This is a genomic window from Streptomyces sp. NPDC046881, assembly GCF_040645015.1.
Lineage (GTDB): Bacteria > Actinomycetota > Actinomycetes > Streptomycetales > Streptomycetaceae > Streptomyces.
Genome location: NZ_JBEYXJ010000047.1, coordinates 17003 through 32801, shown reverse-complemented (window position 1 = coordinate 32801; position 15799 = coordinate 17003). Strand labels below are relative to the sequence as shown.

The following is a 15799-nucleotide window of genomic DNA, read 5'->3' as shown; positions in this document are numbered from 1 at the left end:
CGGTTGGCGGAGCCCGTGCGCCGCGCGGGCGCCGACGGCCCCGCGCAATCCTGCCGGCCGGCCGCGCGGTGGTGCCCTCCGGTGGAACGGCGAGACGCGTCCCCCGTACCGTCCCCGCCAAGGAACTCCGGGCGACCCCGTAACCGCCCGAACGGTCCGCTGTTGTAGCCGGTGGGGCCAGCCGTCCGTGTCCGGTCCCCGAGATCAACTCGCCCTTGAACAGCGGGGAGGACGACGCGCAGTGGCCGTTACGGAGTCGATCGCCGGAGGCACACCCGGCGAAGCGGGGGCCGTGCACGAGGGCATCCTCAGACGCCAGTCGGCGCGGGAGTCCTCGGCGCGCACCTACGCCCGCGCCCTGCCCATCGTGCCCGTCCGGGCGCGCGGGCTCACCATCGAGGGCGCCGACGGCCGCCGCTACCTGGACTGCCTCTCCGGCGCCGGCACCCTCGCCCTCGGCCACAACCACCCGGTCGTGCTGGAAGCCATCCGCGGCGTCCTCGACTCCGGCGCCCCCCTTTCCGTCCTCGATCTCGCGACCCCCGTCAAGGACGCCTTCACCACCGAGCTGTTCCGCACCCTCCCGCCCGGCCTCGCCGACCGCGCCCGCGTCCAGTTCTGCGGACCGGCCGGCACCGACGCCGTCGAGGCCGCCCTCAAACTGGTCCGGGCCGCGACCGGCCGCTCCGGCATCCTCGCCTTCACCGGCGCCTACCACGGCATGACCGCCGGCGCCCTGGCCGCCTCCGGTGGTGCCCGCGACGTCCAGGTCACCCGCCTGCCCTACCCGCAGGACTACCGCTGCCCCTTCGGCGTCGGCGGCCGGCCCGGCGCCGAACTCGCCGCCCGCTGGACCGAGTCCCTCCTCGACGATCCCAAGTCCGGCGTACCCCTGCCGGCCGGCATGATCATCGAACCCGTCCAGGGTGAGGGCGGAGTGATCCCCGCACCGGACGACTGGCTGCGCCGCATGCGCCGGCTCACGGCGGACCGGTCCATCCCGCTGATCGCCGACGAGGTCCAGACCGGAGTCGGCCGCACGGGCGCCTTCTGGGCCGTCGACCACAGCGGCATCACCCCCGACGTCATGGTCCTGTCCAAGGCCATCGGCGGCAGCCTCCCGCTGGCCGTGATCGTCTACCGCGACGACCTCGACGTCTGGCAACCCGGTGCCCACGCCGGCACCTTCCGCGGCAACCAGCTCGCCATGGCCGCGGGCACCGCCACCCTCGCTTACGTCCGCGAGAACGCCCTCGCCGAACGAGCCGCCGCCCTCGGGACCCGCATGCTGACCCAACTCGCCGAACTCACCCACCACTTCCCCTGCGTGGGTGACGTTCGGGGGCGCGGACTGATGATCGGGCTCGAACTGGTGGACCCGGACGCCGACCCCGCCACCACCCGCCCGGAACCCACGGCCGACCACCCCGATGCCGTACCGGCCGCCCTGGAACCCACCCGCACCCCGCACCCGGCCGCGCCCGAACTGGCCGCCGCCGTACAGCGGGAGTGTCTGCAGCGCGGACTGATCGTCGAACTCGGCGGCCGTCACGCGTCCGTGGTCCGGCTGCTCCCACCCCTGACGATCAGCGACGAACAGGCGACCGCCGTACTCGACCGCCTGGCCGACGCGGTGGCGGCGGCGGCCCGCCACCACCAGACCCACGGCCCGTACCAGCCACGACACCCCAGCCCTGCCCAACGCACGGGCTGAACCCCACCCACGCCCCGCCCGACCCCTCACTCCGGCACCGGCCTGCGGAAGGCCACCCCAGCCCATCCCGACTTCACCCACTCTCGTCCACATCCCGCTCTCCATCCCACGCACCCTCGGCCACGAAGCAACGGCAACCGAGCGGGAGCGGACGACGCAACGCCCGCACCAGCCCCAGAGGAGCCGTCATGAACGCCAGCCCCAGCCCCGACGGCCGCTCCGGCGCCGACGACCAGGGAGCCTCCGGCGCTCCCTCCTCTGCCGCACCGCTCACCGAGTCGGTCCCGCAGCAGAAGAAGCGAGAGGCGGACCCCACCCGGCTGACGGCACCCGGCGCCGACCCGCTGGAGGACCCCGATCCCCACGCCGTGGCCCAGGCCGCCGCCGTCGAGAACCTCCTGCGCTGCTGGGCCCGCGAGACCGGCCTCACCGCTCCCACGACCGGCAGCCTCCGCATCCCCCTGCCCGCCAGCGGCACCGCCCTCATCGCACCGGTCCGCTACTGGTCCCCGACCGGCTGGCACCGCTTCGGCCCCCCACGCCTCGCCTACGCCCCCGACACGGCATCCCCCATCGACGCCGTCACCCTCGCCGCACTGCTCGCGAGAGAGTCCGCCGGCGGCACCGAAGGCACCGGTAGCGTCGGCAGCTTTGGCAGTCCCGGTAGCCCTGGTGGCCCCGGCGGCACCGGCGGCTCCTCGGGCCACACCGCCACTGTGCCCCGCTCCGACACCGGTGGCGGCGACGGTGACGACACTGGCAGCGGCACTGGCGGCGGTGACGGCACCGCCTTCGGCTCCGGCGAAGCCACCGGTGGGGTTCGCCCCGGGCTTGGTCCCGGCGATGAGGCGGCTGTCGGCCCCGGCGAAGGCGCCACCGGTGGAGTCGGCGACGGCACCACCCCCACCCTCGGCGACAGCACCGACCTCGTGGCCAGGGTGGCCGACTCCGTCCGGCGTACCGCGGTCTTCGTCCGGTACCGGCGTGAGCACCCCGCCGACACCCCCGACCTCTTCCTGAGTGCCGAACAGGCCCTCCTCCTCGGACACCCCCTGCACCCGACCCCGAAGAGCCGGGAAGGCCTCACGGAGACCGAAGCCCACCGGTACTCACCGGAGCTGCGCGGCTCCTTCCCCCTGCACTGGCTGGCCATCGCCCCCTCTCTCCTCGCGACCGACTCGGCCTGGACCGAGCGCGGCCGTCCCGTCCCCGCGGGCCACCTCGTCCGACGGCTCGCCGGAGCCGAACTGCCTCTGCCCGACGGCTACACCGCCATGCCGCTGCACCCCTGGCAGGCGCGCCAAGTACGCCACCGCGCATCCGTCGCCGCACTGCTCGACTCCGGACTCCTCCGCGACCTCGGCCCGCTCGGCACCTCCTGGCACCCCACCTCCTCTGTGAGAACCGTCCACCGATCCGGTGCCCCCGCGATGCTCAAGCTCTCGCTGGCCCTGCGCATCACCAACTCCCGCCGTGAGAACCTCCGCAAGGAACTGCACCGCGGAGTCGAGGTGCACCGACTCCTCCGCACCGGCCTGGCCCGTCAGTGGCAGGCGGCACACCCCGGGTTCGACATCGTCCGGGACCCGGCCTGGCTCGCCGTCGACGGCCCGGACGGTCTGCCCCTGCCGGGACTCGACGTGGTGATCCGGCACAACCCGTTCACCCCGGCCGACGACGCCGGCTGCGTAGCCGGACTCGTCTCACCCCGTCCGCTCGCCGAGCCGACCGCGGCCACACCGCCACGCCAGACGGCCTGGCCGATGTGGTCCCGCCTGGCCCAGGTCGTCGTGCGCCTCGCCACACGCACCGGCCGGCCCGTCGGCGCAGTCGCCGCCGAGTGGTTCCTGCGCTACCTGGAACAGGTCGTCCGGCCCGTCCTCTGGCTGGACAGCGAGGCCGGCATCGCCCTCGAAGCCCACCAGCAGAACACGGTGATCCTGCTGGACGGCGACGGCTGGCCCGTCGGCGGCCGTTACCGGGACAACCAGGGCTACTACTTCCGCGAGTCCCGGCGAACCGAACTGGACGCCCGGCTACCGGGCATCGGCGAGCACAGCGACACCTTCGTCCCGGACGAGGTCACCGACGAACGCTTCGTCTACTACCTCGCCGTCAACAACGTGCTCGGCCTGATCGGCGCCTTCGGCTCCCAGCGCCTCGCCGACGAGCGACTGCTCCTCGCGGCCTTCCGCCGTTTCCTCACCGACCTCGTCTCAGGGGCCACCCCGCTTCGCACCTCCCTGCCCGGCCGCCTGCTCGACTCACCCGTCCTGCGCTGCAAGGCCAACCTGCTGACCCGGCTGCACGGCCTCGACGAACTCGTCGGTCCGGTCGACACCCAGTCCGTCTACGTCACCATCGCCAACCCCCTTCATTCCTGAGCGGCGTACCTCCGCTCACCCACTGAGCGGACCGCACCTTCAGCGAACCGCACCGTCTCCCGCACATCCGAGGAACATGACCCACCTCGTCTCCTGAGAGGAGCGCACCGTGCCTCCCACCGACGCGAGCGCCGGAACCGGTCCCGTCTCTGCCCACCCGGGCGGCGGCAGTCCCCGAGCGGACACCGCGGGCCCGTGGAACTCCCGGTTCGGCCGGCTCACCGTCGAGGACGACGACCCGGGCAGCGAGGACACACTGGAACTGTGCCTCCCCGCCCAGTTCATCGCCCTCTACGCCGGGGCGCCGGGCGGCCTCCTCAGCCGACTCGCGACCTGGGGTCCGGTCACGACCCCTGCCGGCTCCTTCCGACTCGTGCCCGTACACCTCGATCAAGACCTGCCGCTCGTCCACCGCTGGATGAACGACCCCGCCGTCGCGCGGTTCTGGGAGCTGGCCGGGCCCCGGAACCGGACGGAGGACCACCTGCGGGCGCAACTCCACGGCGACGGGCGTAGCGTGCCGTGTCTCGGCGTCCTCGACGGCACCCCGATGAGCTACTGGGAGGTCTACCGGGCCGACCTCGATCCGCTGGCCCACCACTACCCGGCCCGTCCGTACGACACCGGCGTCCACCTCCTCGTCGGCGAGGCCGCTGACCGGGGGCGCGGGCTCGGTTCCGCCCTGCTCCGAGCCGTGGCCGACCTGATCCTCGACCGGTGTCCCACCTGCGCACGCGTCGTGTCAGAACCCGATCTCCGCAACACCCCCTCCGTCGCCGCGTTCCTGAGCGCCGGCTTCCGGTACGCGGCCGAGGTCGACCTGCCCGGCAAGCGGGCCGCCCTCATGATCCGGGACCGAGTCCTGCGCGATGTCCTGTAGCGCCACGTGATCGGGCGCTCACAATGAGATACGAGCGGCGGGCTCGCGGTGTTCCCGGTTCGGGAAAAAATTCGAGGGACATCCGGCGGGCCCGTTCCGCCGGCCGAAGATCGGGGGTCGCCGCCGGCCCCGGCACGGCTCTGGCGGCGCTGGTCACCGCCGTCCAGCCCCGCCCAAGCGCTGACGGTCCCGCACCGGCGAGGCACCAGCACCTTGCCCGACCACCGGCGCTCGGCCCGGCCGCCGAAGCCACCCGAACCGGCGGCCGGGCCCGTACGTCCGTCCCACTCCCCGCCATCAGCCCGGCCTCAGCCCGAAACCCAGCCCAGCCCACTCAAACAGAAGCCCCAGCCCGCCCGAACACAAGCACCAGCCCACCCCGCCCAGGAGCCCCGGCCGTGATCCCACCCCTTGCCCCCGCCGTGACCACCCGCTTGTCAGTGCAGGGCCGTAGGGTGGTCTGGCTATGACGAAGCCCTCCCTCTCCGAACTCCTGCATGCCGCCGTCGCAGCCGTCGGCGGCACGGAGCGCCCCGGCCAGGTGACCATGGCCGAAGCGGTCGCCGAAGCGATCGACGACGGATCCCACCTGCTGGTCCAGGCCGGCACCGGCACCGGAAAGTCGCTCGGCTATCTCGTGCCCGCGCTCGCGCACGGAGAACGGGTGGTCGTCGCGACGGCCACGCTCGCCCTGCAGCGCCAGCTCGTGGAGCGGGACCTGCCGCGCACGGTCGACGCCCTGCACCCGCTGCTGCGGCGCCGCCCGGAGTTCGCGATGCTCAAGGGCCGGTCGAACTATCTCTGTCTGCACCGCCTGCACGAGGGCATGCCGCAGGACGAGGAGGAGGGGCTGTTCGACCAGTTCGAGGCCGCCGCGCCCACCAGCAAGCTGGGCCAGGACCTGCTGAGACTGCGGGACTGGGCGGACGAGACGGAGAACGGCGACCGCGACGATCTCACCCCGGGCGTCTCGGACCGTGCCTGGGCGCAGGTGTCGGTGTCGTCCCGGGAGTGCCTGGGCGCGTCGAAATGCGCGTACGGCGCCGAGTGCTTCGCCGAGATGGCCCGCGAGCGGGCCAAGCTCGCCGAGGTCGTGGTCACCAACCACGCCCTGCTGGCCATCGACGCCATCGAGGGCGCCCCGGTGCTGCCCCAGCACGAGGTGCTGATCGTGGACGAGGCGCACGAACTCGTCTCCCGTGTCACCGGCGTCGCCACCGGCGAACTCACGCCCGGGCAGGTCAACCGCGCCGTGCGCCGTGCCGCCAAACTGGTCAACGAGAAGGCCGCCGATCAGCTCCAGACCGCCGCCGAGGGCTTCGAGCGGCTCATGGAACTCGCGCTGCCGGGCCGCCTGGAGGAGATCCCGGAGGACCTCGGCTACGCCCTGATGGCGCTGCGGGACGCCGCCCGCACGGTGATCAGCGGGATCGGCGCGACCCGCGACAAGTCCGTCCAGGACGAGGACGCCGTCCGCAAGCAGGCGCTGGCCTCGGTGGAGACGGTGCACGACGTGGCCGAGCGCGTCCTGAACGGCTCGGAGTGGGACGTCGTCTGGTACGAGCGGCACGACCGCTTCGGCGCGTCCCTCCGGGTCGCCCCCATGTCGGTCTCCGGCCTGCTCAGGGAGAAGCTCTTCGCGGACCGGGCCGTCGTCCTCACCTCGGCGACACTCAAGCTGGGCGGCGACTTCAACGGCGTCGGCGCCTCCCTGGGCCTCGGCCCGGAGGGCACCGAGGGCGAGGACCTTCCGAAGTGGAAGGGTGTCGACGTCGGCTCGCCCTTCGACTACCGCAAGCAGGGCATCCTCTACGTCGCGAAGCACCTGGCGCGCCCCGCGCGTGACGGCGAGCGCGCCGACATGCTGGACGAGCTGACCGAGCTGATCCAGGCGGCCGGCGGGCGCACCCTGGGACTGTTCTCGTCCATGCGGGCCGCCCAGCTCGCCGCGGAGGAGCTGCGCTCCCGGATCCCCGAGTTCCCGATCCTGCTCCAGGGTGAGGAGACGCTCGGCGAACTGATCAAGAACTTCGCGGCCGACCCGAAGACCTGCCTGTTCGGCACGCTGTCGCTGTGGCAGGGCGTCGATGTCCCCGGGCCCAGCTGCCAGCTCGTCGTCATGGACAAGATCCCGTTCCCGCGGCCCGACGATCCGCTGATGAGCGCACGCCAGAAGGCGGTGGAGGACGCCGGCGGCAACGGCTTCATGGCGGTGGCCGCCACCCATGCGGCCCTCCTGATGGCCCAGGGCGCCGGCCGTCTCGTCCGGGCGTCCGGTGACCGTGGCGTGGTGGCCGTCCTGGACCAGCGGCTGGCCACCGCACGGTACGGCGGTTACCTCAAGGCGTCACTGCCGGACTTCTGGTACACGACGGACCGCAATCAGGTCCGCAAGTCGCTCGCGGCGATCGACGCGGCGGCGAAGCAGACGGAGACGCCCGCAGCTGTGGCGAAGTGATCGCGGGGTAGCCCGACCGGCGCCGGCCGGGCTACCCCGCAGGGAGTCCGCCCCGGCGGCCCCGAGGATCACTGGACACCCGCAGGTCCACCGGACGCGCACAGGTCCGCCGGGCACGTGCAGGGCCCCGGAACCGGCGCAGGGGTTCCGGGGCCCGGTCAGGGAGCGAGCGGCCGCCCGCCCGCCGCGGCCGTCACACGCGGCGCAGCACTGCGACGACCTTGCCGAGAATGGTCGCGTCGTCGCCGGGGATCGGCTCGTAGGCCGCGTTGTGGGGGAGGAGCCACACGTGGCCGTCCTCGCGCTTGAAGCGCTTGACGGTGGCTTCGCCGTCGAGCATGGCGGCCACGATGTCGCCGTTCTCGGCGACCGGCTGGCGGCGCACGGTGACCCAGTCGCCGTCACAGATGGCGGCCTCGATCATGGAGTCGCCGACGACCTTGAGGACGAACAGTTCGCCGTCGCCGACGAGCTGCCGGGGGAGAGGAAAGACGTCCTCGACGGACTCCTCCGCCAGGATCGGGCCGCCGGCCGCGATACGGCCGACCAGCGGGACGTACGACGCGGCGGGCTTGCCGGCGGTGTCCGTCGGCTGCACCGTGACGGCCTGGTCCGATCCGCGCACCTCGTACGCGCGCGGACGGTGCGGGTCGCGGCGCAGGAAGCCCTTGCGTTCCAGCGCCATCAGCTGGTGGGCGACCGAGGACGTGCTGGACAGGCCCACGGCCTGGCCGATCTCTCGCATCGACGGCGGGTAGCCGCGCCGCTGCACGGAGTCCCGGATGACCTCGATCACCCGGCGCTGCCGATCCGTGAGTCCGGAGCTGTCCGCCCGGATGCCTGGAGGTCGCCCCGGCAGGGAGCGCTTGTGTGCCTCGGGATTCGTGGCTTCGTTCATCGCGTGTACCGGCTCGACTCGGCCCTGGGAGCGGTCCTGGGCGGTGATGGTGGCACTGTCTGCGGTGGTGGTCACGTCGGCCCCTCTCGATGGTCTCCCTGCTGCACAACGGTAGTTGCTTTCGAAAGGTTGCGCCAAACACACGTTCGAGTGAAAAAGTGCGTTTCGCCTGACGCAATCACGTGTCTGGGTGTATGGCTGACGCGACACTTGGCGGGCAAAAGCACCCATTGCTGTACTCTTCACCGCCGGGGTTGTTCGCCTCGTGGGCTGCGCCCCAGTCTGCCATCCGGAATCCCCCGGTCCGGGATCCGGGGCCCTTTCTGCCCGGGAGTGCCACGCGTCCTCCCTGTGGCGCCCACGGTATCCCCGTAAGTGCCGAGGTGGCACCGCTCGGCGCCCGCGTGTCCTCATCGGTCGCCGCGAGTCCCGGACCTGCTGCTTCCGCGCAACACGCGCGTGTACCCCGGTTCGCGCGACACGCACGTGAACCCCGGTATATGAGTCGAGCCCCACATGTAGTGGTTGGATGGCTACAGCAGCCCAGAAGTTGTGGTCCCCCGGGTCCGAGACAGCTCCGCGATCGCCTATGCTTAGGGCTGCTTCGCGGGGCCTTTGGGTCCGGTGGGGCTGACGAGTCTGCTGTGAGGAGGGTTGGAGAACATGCACTGCCCCTTCTGCAGGCACCCCGACAGCCGTGTGGTCGACAGTCGTACGACCGACGACGGCACGTCCATCCGCAGGCGCCGCCAGTGCCCTGACTGCTCCCGTCGTTTCACGACCGTGGAGACGTGCTCGCTCATGGTGGTCAAGCGGTCCGGGGTCACCGAGCCTTTCAGCCGTACCAAGGTCATCAATGGCGTGCGCAAGGCGTGCCAGGGGCGGCCTGTCACCGAGGACGCGCTCGCCCAGCTAGGCCAGCGGGTCGAGGAGGCGGTGCGCGCGACCGGAAGCGCCGAGCTGACCACCCACGACGTGGGGCTGGCGATACTCGGCCCGTTGCAGGAACTCGACCTCGTCGCGTATCTGCGGTTCGCCTCCGTCTACCGGGCGTTCGACTCGCTCGACGACTTCGAGGCCGCCATCGCGGAGTTGAGGGAAGCGACGCGAGACCCCGCCGCCGACGAGGACGACGCGGGAGCGGGGAGTCAGAAAGACGACCGCGGGCCCGGCGGGACCACTCAGGTCCCCGTGCCCGCCCGCGCCGCCGACTGACCGGCGGGCCGGAAACCGGGAGGAGACCCGGGTTCCGGTCGGGAGGCGGCGAACAGAGACCTGTTGCGGGTGGCAGCTGAGGGTGCCCGCAACACAAGACGGAAACACGTGCCCACGGGAACAAATGGGCACTTCAGGGCGTTTTTGCCCGTACAGGGAGGCGGCATGACAGAGACGGCGAGCGGTCCGGCACGAGGTTCCCGAGCCAAGGGCGCCAAGGCCACCAAGGGGCTGCGTATCGAGCGCATCCACACCACCCCCGGCGTGCACCCGTATGACGAGGTGTCGTGGGAGCGCCGTGACGTCGTCATGACCAACTGGCGCGACGGCTCGGTCAACTTCGAGCAGCGTGGCGTCGAGTTCCCCGACTTCTGGTCGGTGAACGCGGTCAACATCGTCACCAGCAAGTACTTCCGCGGTGCCGTCGGCACCCCGCAGCGCGAGACCAGCCTCAGGCAGCTGATCGACCGCATCGTGAAGACGTACCGGAAGGCCGGTGAGGACTACAAGTACTTCGCCTCGCCCGCCGACGCCGAGATCTTCGAGCACGAGCTGGCGTACGCCCTCCTGCACCAGATCTTCAGCTTCAACAGCCCCGTCTGGTTCAACGTCGGCACCCCGCAGCCCCAGCAGGTCTCCGCCTGCTTCATCCTGTCCGTCGACGACTCCATGGAGTCGATCCTCGACTGGTACAAGGAAGAGGGCATGATCTTCAAGGGCGGCTCCGGCGCCGGCCTGAACCTCTCCCGCATCCGCTCCTCCAAGGAGCTGCTCTCCTCCGGCGGCAACGCCTCCGGCCCGGTCTCCTTCATGCGCGGCGCCGACGCCTCCGCCGGCACCATCAAGTCCGGTGGTGCCACCCGCCGCGCCGCCAAGATGGTCGTGCTCGACGTCGACCACCCCGACATCGAGGACTTCATCGAGACCAAGGTCAAGGAGGAGGAGAAGATCCGCGTCCTGCGCGACGCGGGCTTCGACATGGACCTGGGCGGCGACGACATCACGTCCGTCCAGTACCAGAACGCCAACAACTCGGTCCGCGTGAACGACGAGTTCATGCAGGCGGTCGAGAACGGCGGCAAGTTCGGCCTGCGCGCCCGGATGACCGGCGAGGTCATCGAGGAGGTCGAGGCGAAGGCCCTCTTCCGCAAGATCGCCGAGGCCGCCTGGGCCTGCGCCGACCCGGGTATCCAGTACGACGACACCATCAACAACTGGCACACCTGCCCCGAGTCCGGCCGGATCACCGCGTCGAACCCGTGCAGCGAGTACATGCACCTGGACAACACGTCCTGCAACCTCGCCTCGCTGAACCTGATGAAGTTCCTGAAGGACGACGGCAAGGGCAACCAGTCCTTCGAGACCGAGCGCTTCCAGAAGGTCGTCGAGCTGGTCATCACCGCGATGGACATCTCGATCTGCTTCGCGGACTTCCCGACCCAGAAGATCGGCGAGAACACGCGCGCGTTCCGCCAGCTCGGCATCGGCTACGCCAACCTCGGCGCCCTGCTGATGGCCACCGGCCACGCCTACGACTCCGACGGCGGCCGCGCCCTGGCCGGTGCCATCACCTCCCTGATGACGGGTACGGCCTACCGCCGCTCCGCCGAGCTGGCCGCGGTCGTCGGCACCTACGACGGCTACGCCCGCAACGCCGACGCCCACAACCGCGTCATGAAGCAGCACGCCGACGCCAACGGCAAGGCCGTCCGCATGGACGACCTGGACACCCCGGTGTGGGCCGCGGCCACGGAGGCCTGGCAGGACGTCGTACGCCTCGGTGAGAAGAACGGTTTCCGTAACTCCCAGGCGTCCGTCCTCGCGCCGACCGGCACCATCGGTCTGGCGATGTCCTGCGACACCACCGGTGTCGAGCCCGACCTGGCGCTGGTGAAGTTCAAGAAGCTGGTCGGCGGCGGCTCGATGCAGATCGTCAACGGCACCGTCCCGCAGGCCCTGCGCCGCCTGGGCTACCAGGAGGAGCAGATCGAGGCGATCGTCGCCCACATCGCCGAGCACGGCAATGTGATCGACGCCCCCGGCCTCAAGCCCGAGCACTACGAGGTGTTCGACTGCGCCATGGGCGAGCGCGCCATCTCCCCGATGGGCCACGTCCGCATGATGGCCGCGATCCAGCCGTGGATCTCCGGCGCCATCTCCAAGACGGTCAACATGCCGGAGACGGCGACCGTCGAGGAGGTCGAGGAGATCTACTTCGAGGCCTGGAAGCTGGGCGTCAAGGCGCTCGCGATCTACCGCGACAACTGCAAGGTCGGCCAGCCGCTCTCCGCCAAGACCAAGGAGAAGGAGAAGGCCGAGGTCACGGAGAAGGCCGAGGCGGCCATCCGCGAGACGGTCGAGAAGGTCATCGAGTACCGCCCGGTCCGCAAGCGCCTCCCGAAGGGCCGCCCCGGCATCACGACGTCGTTCACGGTCGGCGGCGCCGAGGGCTACATGACCGCCAACTCCTACCCGGACGACGGTCTCGGCGAGGTCTTCCTGAAGATGTCGAAGCAGGGCTCCACCCTCGCGGGCATGATGGACGCCTTCTCCATCGCCGTCTCCGTCGGTCTGCAGTACGGCGTGCCCCTGGAGACGTACGTCTCGAAGTTCACCAACATGCGCTTCGAGCCGGCCGGTATGACGGACGACCCGGACGTGCGGATGGCGCAGTCGATCGTCGACTACATCTTCCGCCGCCTGGCGCTGGACTTCCTGCCCTTCGAGACCCGCTCCGCGCTCGGCATCCACTCCGCCGAGGAGCGCCAGCGCCACCTGGAGACCGGCTCGTACGAGCAGTCCATCGACGACGACGAGGTCGACGTCGAGGGTCTGGCCCAGTCGGCCCCGCGCGCCCAGGAGCTGAAGGCCGTCGCCACGCCGAAGGCCGAGTCGGAGGCGGCCAAGCCCGCCCCGCGGCAGGCGCACACCAGCGCCGAGCTGGTGGAGATGCAGCTGGGCATCCAGGCCGACGCCCCGCTGTGCTTCTCCTGCGGTACGAAGATGCAGCGGGCCGGTTCCTGCTACATCTGCGAGGGCTGCGGCTCGACCAGCGGCTGCAGCTGATGACACGCCGCTCGTGAAGTAAGGGGCGCCGGCACATGCCGGCGCCCCTTACTCGTACGCGAGGCGCGTCAGGACCGGTGCGCCCGGCCCATGACCCGGGTGAAGTCCGCCGGGTCCTCGTCGAAGCCGCGCACACCGGGATGGAAGGTCCAGTCCGCCGAGTCGTCCCGGACGAACTCGGCGATCGTGGCGGCCGTCGACCCCAGGACCGAGCCGAAGTCGTCCTCGGCGAGCACGGTGTACCCCTCACGGACGCGTACGGCGGGACTGAGCACCTCGGCGAACGTCTTGTGTCCGGACCGCTGCTGGATGACGACACCCACCACCACGCGCGCGTAGCGGTCGCTCAGGCGCTCCAGTTCGAGCGTCATGACCTCGTCCCAGCCGAAACCCCTGCCGTCGGTGCTGTCACGGTTGAGGAGGATCGTGCCGTCCGGCGAACGGCTGTCGAAGTGCACCAGATAGGCCGGCGCCCCGTACGGATCGCCGGACGAGAAGGTCGCGGCGACGATGTCGAGATCGGTCGGCGGCCGACCTGCCGGACTGGGGTCCCACTTGAGCGCGACCTCGACCTTGCGGATTCCCTTGCTGAAGCCGGTCACCAGGCTCTTCCCTTCCCCCTGTGGCTCGCTCGACCCCAACTCCCCATCCGTCGGGGTTCCTTGCCCATCGTGCCACGCGCGCGGGGGCGTACGCGCGGGCGATCTCCGCCGGAGCGTGACCGACGCCACGCCCGGTGGCCTTACGATGGCGCGGTGCTGGTCAAGTGGATTCGTTGCACCGTGGTGGACCGCCGCGGGTTCGAGCGGGGGCAGCGGAAATGGGCGGGGCTTCTGGGGGAGCCGGGATTTCGGGGACAGGGCGGGGGCTGGAGCCGGCAGCGACCGGGGGTGGCGCACATCTTCGCCTTCTGGGAGAGCCGTGCCTTCTACGACTCCTTCATGGCCCGTTCCCACGACCGCCTGGCCGCCGCCCAGTCCGGCACCTTCAAGGACGCCCAGGCCAAGCTGTTCGAGTACCGCTTCGATGTGAAGACGGGCTTCGAGCCGCGGTTCACCGACGCCGATCTGATCCGCGTGGCCTTGTGCCGGATCCACGAGGAGCGCGTCGAGCACTTCACGCTCATGCAGGAAAAGGTCTGGAACCCCGCAATGGCCGGCTCACCCGGCATGATCCGCGGCATGTTCGCCGAGGCTCCGGAGCACGAGTTCCTGGTCCTTTCGATGTGGCGCTCGGCGGCCGAGCACGGCAAGTACCGTACGGAGCGTGTGGAACGCCTCGCGCTGCGTGCCCAGACCGAGGCGGACGTCGCGGCGCTCTCCGGTGACATCGTGGACATGGAGCCGTCCTGGACGGTCTGAACCGTCTCTCGGTTCGATACCGAATGCACCGGGGTGAGCCGCCGTACGCCAGGCCCGGAGACGGTCCCGGTCGCGGGAATCATGTGACCTACGCCGTATACCGGGCGTACGAGTGCTCGACTCACCGCCGTTCGATCTAGGGTTTTGGCATGGCACGACCACGGCGCATCGTCCTTGTCCGACACGGCGAGTCAACGGGCAACGTCGACGACTCCGTGTACGAACGCGAGCCCGACCACGCCCTCGCGCTGACCGAGCGCGGCCGGCGGCAGGCGGAGGAGACCGGCGAACGGCTCCGCGAGCTCTTCGGCCGCGAACGCGTGAGCGTGTACGTCTCCCCGTACCGCCGCACCCACGAGACGCTTCGCGCGTTCCACCTCGACCCCGACCGCATACGTGTCCGGGAGGAACCCCGACTGCGCGAGCAGGACTGGGGCAACTGGCAGGACCGCGACGACGTGCGCCTGCAGAAGGCCTACCGCGACGCCTACGGCCACTTCTTCTTCAGGTTCCCCCAGGGCGAGTCCGGCGCCGACGTGTACGACCGGGTCGGCGGCTTCCTGGAGAGCCTGTTCCGCAGTTTCGAGGCGCCCGACCACCCCCCGAACGTCCTCCTGGTGACACACGGGCTCGCGATGCGGCTGTTCTGCATGCGCTGGTTCCACTGGACGGTCGCGGAATTCGAGTCCCTGGCCAATCCCGGGAACGCCGAGATGCGGGTGCTCGTTCTGGGGGAGGACGGCAAGTACACACTCGACCGGCCCTTCGAGCGCTGGCGGGAACCTGACCCGTACTGGGTGACCGGATAGAGTGGCAGGGCGATGACCGCTGACTCCTCTTCCCTCGGACGCCTGGAGCGCGCCCTGTCGAGCCTGCGTGGCCTGGCCGTGGGGGACGCTCTGGGCTCACAGTTCTTCGTTCCCGTGAACTATCCCCTGCTGAAGCGCCGCGAGCTGCCCGCGGGCCCCTGGCAGTGGACGGACGACACCGAGATGGCCTGCTCCGTCGTCGCCGTCCTCGCTGCTCATCACCGCATCGACCAGGACGCGCTCGCCCGCTCCTTCGCCGAGCACCACGACTTCGACCGGGGCTACGGCCCCGCGGTCAACCGGCTGCTGCGCCTGGTGCGGGAGGGCGGCGACTGGCGCGAGCTGGCCTCCGGCCTCTTCAACGGACAGGGGTCCTGGGGCAACGGCGCGGCCATGCGGATCGCGCCCCTGGGCGCCTGGTACGCGGACGACCCCGAGCAGGCGACCCACCAGGCGGAGATCTCGGCCTACACCACCCACCAGCACCGGGAGGCCGTGGTCGGTGCCATGGCCGTGGCCGCCGCGGCGGCACTGGCCGGCTCGCCGGAGGGGCCGCCCGCCCCCGAGGCCCTCCTCGACGGCGTCGTCGCGCTCGTGCCGAAGAGCGCGGTCGGCCAGGGCCTGCGCCGCGCCCGGGACATGCTCGACTACGGCGACGCGGCCACCGTCGCGGCCGTGCTCGGCTGCGGACGCCGTACGACGGCCCATGACACCGTCCCCTTCGCCCTCTGGTCCGCCGCGCGAGCCCTCGGGGACTACGAGACGGCGTTCTGGACGACCGCTCAGGTGGGCGGGGACGTCGACACCACCTGCGCCATCGTGGGCGGCGTACTTGCCGCGGGCAAGGCCGGGACACCGCCGGCCGAGTGGGTGCAGCGCACCGAGGCTGTGCCGGACTGGGTACCCACGGTGGTCTGACGACCTGCGTCGGCTCCGTGCCGGGCTTAACGGGCGACCGGGGGGAAACTCTCCGTGCGCACCGGGAACTCTGCGTGACCGCCGCCCGTTCTTCCG

General features: G+C 71.0%; 11 protein-coding genes. 9 read left to right on the top strand and 2 right to left on the bottom strand.

What is annotated here, in order from left to right; all coding sequences use genetic code 11:
* Positions 1 to 241 precede the first annotated feature (241 nt).
* The 4 genes from ABZ923_RS22450 (at position 242) to ABZ923_RS22435 (ending at position 7436) form a co-directional block, all read left to right on the top strand.
* Positions 242 to 1714: a diaminobutyrate--2-oxoglutarate transaminase family protein gene (locus ABZ923_RS22450; RefSeq protein ID WP_361474616.1), complete on the top strand. Its 1473-nt coding sequence runs from the start codon at positions 242 to 244 to the stop codon at positions 1712 to 1714.
* A gap of 188 nt (positions 1715 to 1902) precedes the next feature.
* Positions 1903 to 4098: an IucA/IucC family protein gene (locus tag ABZ923_RS22445; protein WP_361474613.1), complete on the top strand. Its 2196-nt coding sequence runs from the start codon at positions 1903 to 1905 to the stop codon at positions 4096 to 4098.
* A gap of 109 nt (positions 4099 to 4207) precedes the next feature.
* A complete protein-coding gene (locus ABZ923_RS22440) occupies positions 4208 to 4978 on the top strand; it encodes a GNAT family N-acetyltransferase (protein ID WP_361474611.1) in 771 nt (256 codons plus the stop codon).
* A 466-nt stretch (positions 4979 to 5444) separates the two neighbouring features.
* A complete protein-coding gene (locus ABZ923_RS22435) occupies positions 5445 to 7436 on the top strand; it encodes an ATP-dependent DNA helicase (RefSeq protein ID WP_361474608.1) in 1992 nt (663 codons plus the stop codon).
* 193 nt (positions 7437 to 7629) lie between these two features.
* Here ABZ923_RS22435 and lexA read toward each other — a convergent pair whose 3' ends face one another.
* Positions 7630 to 8409 carry a transcriptional repressor LexA gene (lexA, locus tag ABZ923_RS22430; RefSeq protein ID WP_030342891.1) on the bottom strand — a complete coding sequence of 260 codons (780 nt, stop codon included), beginning with the start codon at positions 8407 to 8409 and terminating at the stop codon, positions 7630 to 7632.
* Positions 8410 to 8997: 588 nt separating this feature from the next.
* Here lexA and nrdR point away from each other — a divergent pair.
* Together nrdR and ABZ923_RS22420 are read left to right on the top strand one after the other, a co-directional pair.
* Positions 8998 to 9549, top strand: coding sequence for a transcriptional regulator NrdR (nrdR, locus tag ABZ923_RS22425; RefSeq protein ID WP_361474605.1), 552 nt, complete (start codon positions 8998 to 9000; stop codon positions 9547 to 9549).
* A 165-nt stretch (positions 9550 to 9714) separates the two neighbouring features.
* Positions 9715 to 12615, top strand: coding sequence for a vitamin B12-dependent ribonucleotide reductase (locus ABZ923_RS22420; RefSeq protein ID WP_361474602.1), 2901 nt, complete (start codon positions 9715 to 9717; stop codon positions 12613 to 12615).
* Between the two features lie 68 nt (positions 12616 to 12683).
* On the opposite strand, the gene ABZ923_RS22415 is transcribed toward ABZ923_RS22420, so the two are convergent.
* Positions 12684 to 13217, bottom strand: coding sequence for a TerD family protein (locus ABZ923_RS22415; protein ID WP_361474599.1), 534 nt, complete (start codon positions 13215 to 13217; stop codon positions 12684 to 12686).
* 153 nt (positions 13218 to 13370) lie between these two features.
* Here ABZ923_RS22415 and ABZ923_RS22410 point away from each other — a divergent pair, with 153 nt between their 5' ends.
* The 3 genes from ABZ923_RS22410 (at position 13371) to ABZ923_RS22400 (ending at position 15703) form a co-directional block, all read left to right on the top strand.
* Positions 13371 to 13976, top strand: a complete 606-nt coding sequence (locus tag ABZ923_RS22410; protein ID WP_361474596.1) for a YdbC family protein — start codon at positions 13371 to 13373, stop codon at positions 13974 to 13976.
* Positions 13977 to 14125: 149 nt separating this feature from the next.
* Positions 14126 to 14785: a histidine phosphatase family protein gene (locus tag ABZ923_RS22405; protein ID WP_361474593.1), complete on the top strand. Its 660-nt coding sequence runs from the start codon at positions 14126 to 14128 to the stop codon at positions 14783 to 14785.
* Positions 14786 to 14797: 12 nt separating this feature from the next.
* Entirely contained in the window at positions 14798 to 15703 is a 906-nt protein-coding gene (locus ABZ923_RS22400) for an ADP-ribosylglycohydrolase family protein (protein ID WP_361474591.1), read from the top strand.
* Positions 15704 to 15799: the final 96 nt, after the last annotated feature.

What these genes read in the sequence shown, in the direction of transcription:
- ABZ923_RS22445 (WP_361474613.1), top strand. Translation starts at nt 1,903, where the DNA reads ATGAACGCCAGCCCCAGCCCCGACGGCCGCTCCGGCGCCGACGACCAG.
- ABZ923_RS22435 (WP_361474608.1), top strand. Translation starts at nt 5,445, where the DNA reads ATGACGAAGCCCTCCCTCTCCGAACTCCTGCATGCCGCCGTCGCAGCC.
- nrdR (WP_361474605.1), top strand. Translation starts at nt 8,998, where the DNA reads ATGCACTGCCCCTTCTGCAGGCACCCCGACAGCCGTGTGGTCGACAGT.
- ABZ923_RS22420 (WP_361474602.1), top strand. Translation starts at nt 9,715, where the DNA reads ATGACAGAGACGGCGAGCGGTCCGGCACGAGGTTCCCGAGCCAAGGGC.
- ABZ923_RS22405 (WP_361474593.1), top strand. Translation starts at nt 14,126, where the DNA reads ATGGCACGACCACGGCGCATCGTCCTTGTCCGACACGGCGAGTCAACG.
- ABZ923_RS22400 (WP_361474591.1), top strand. Translation starts at nt 14,798, where the DNA reads ATGACCGCTGACTCCTCTTCCCTCGGACGCCTGGAGCGCGCCCTGTCG.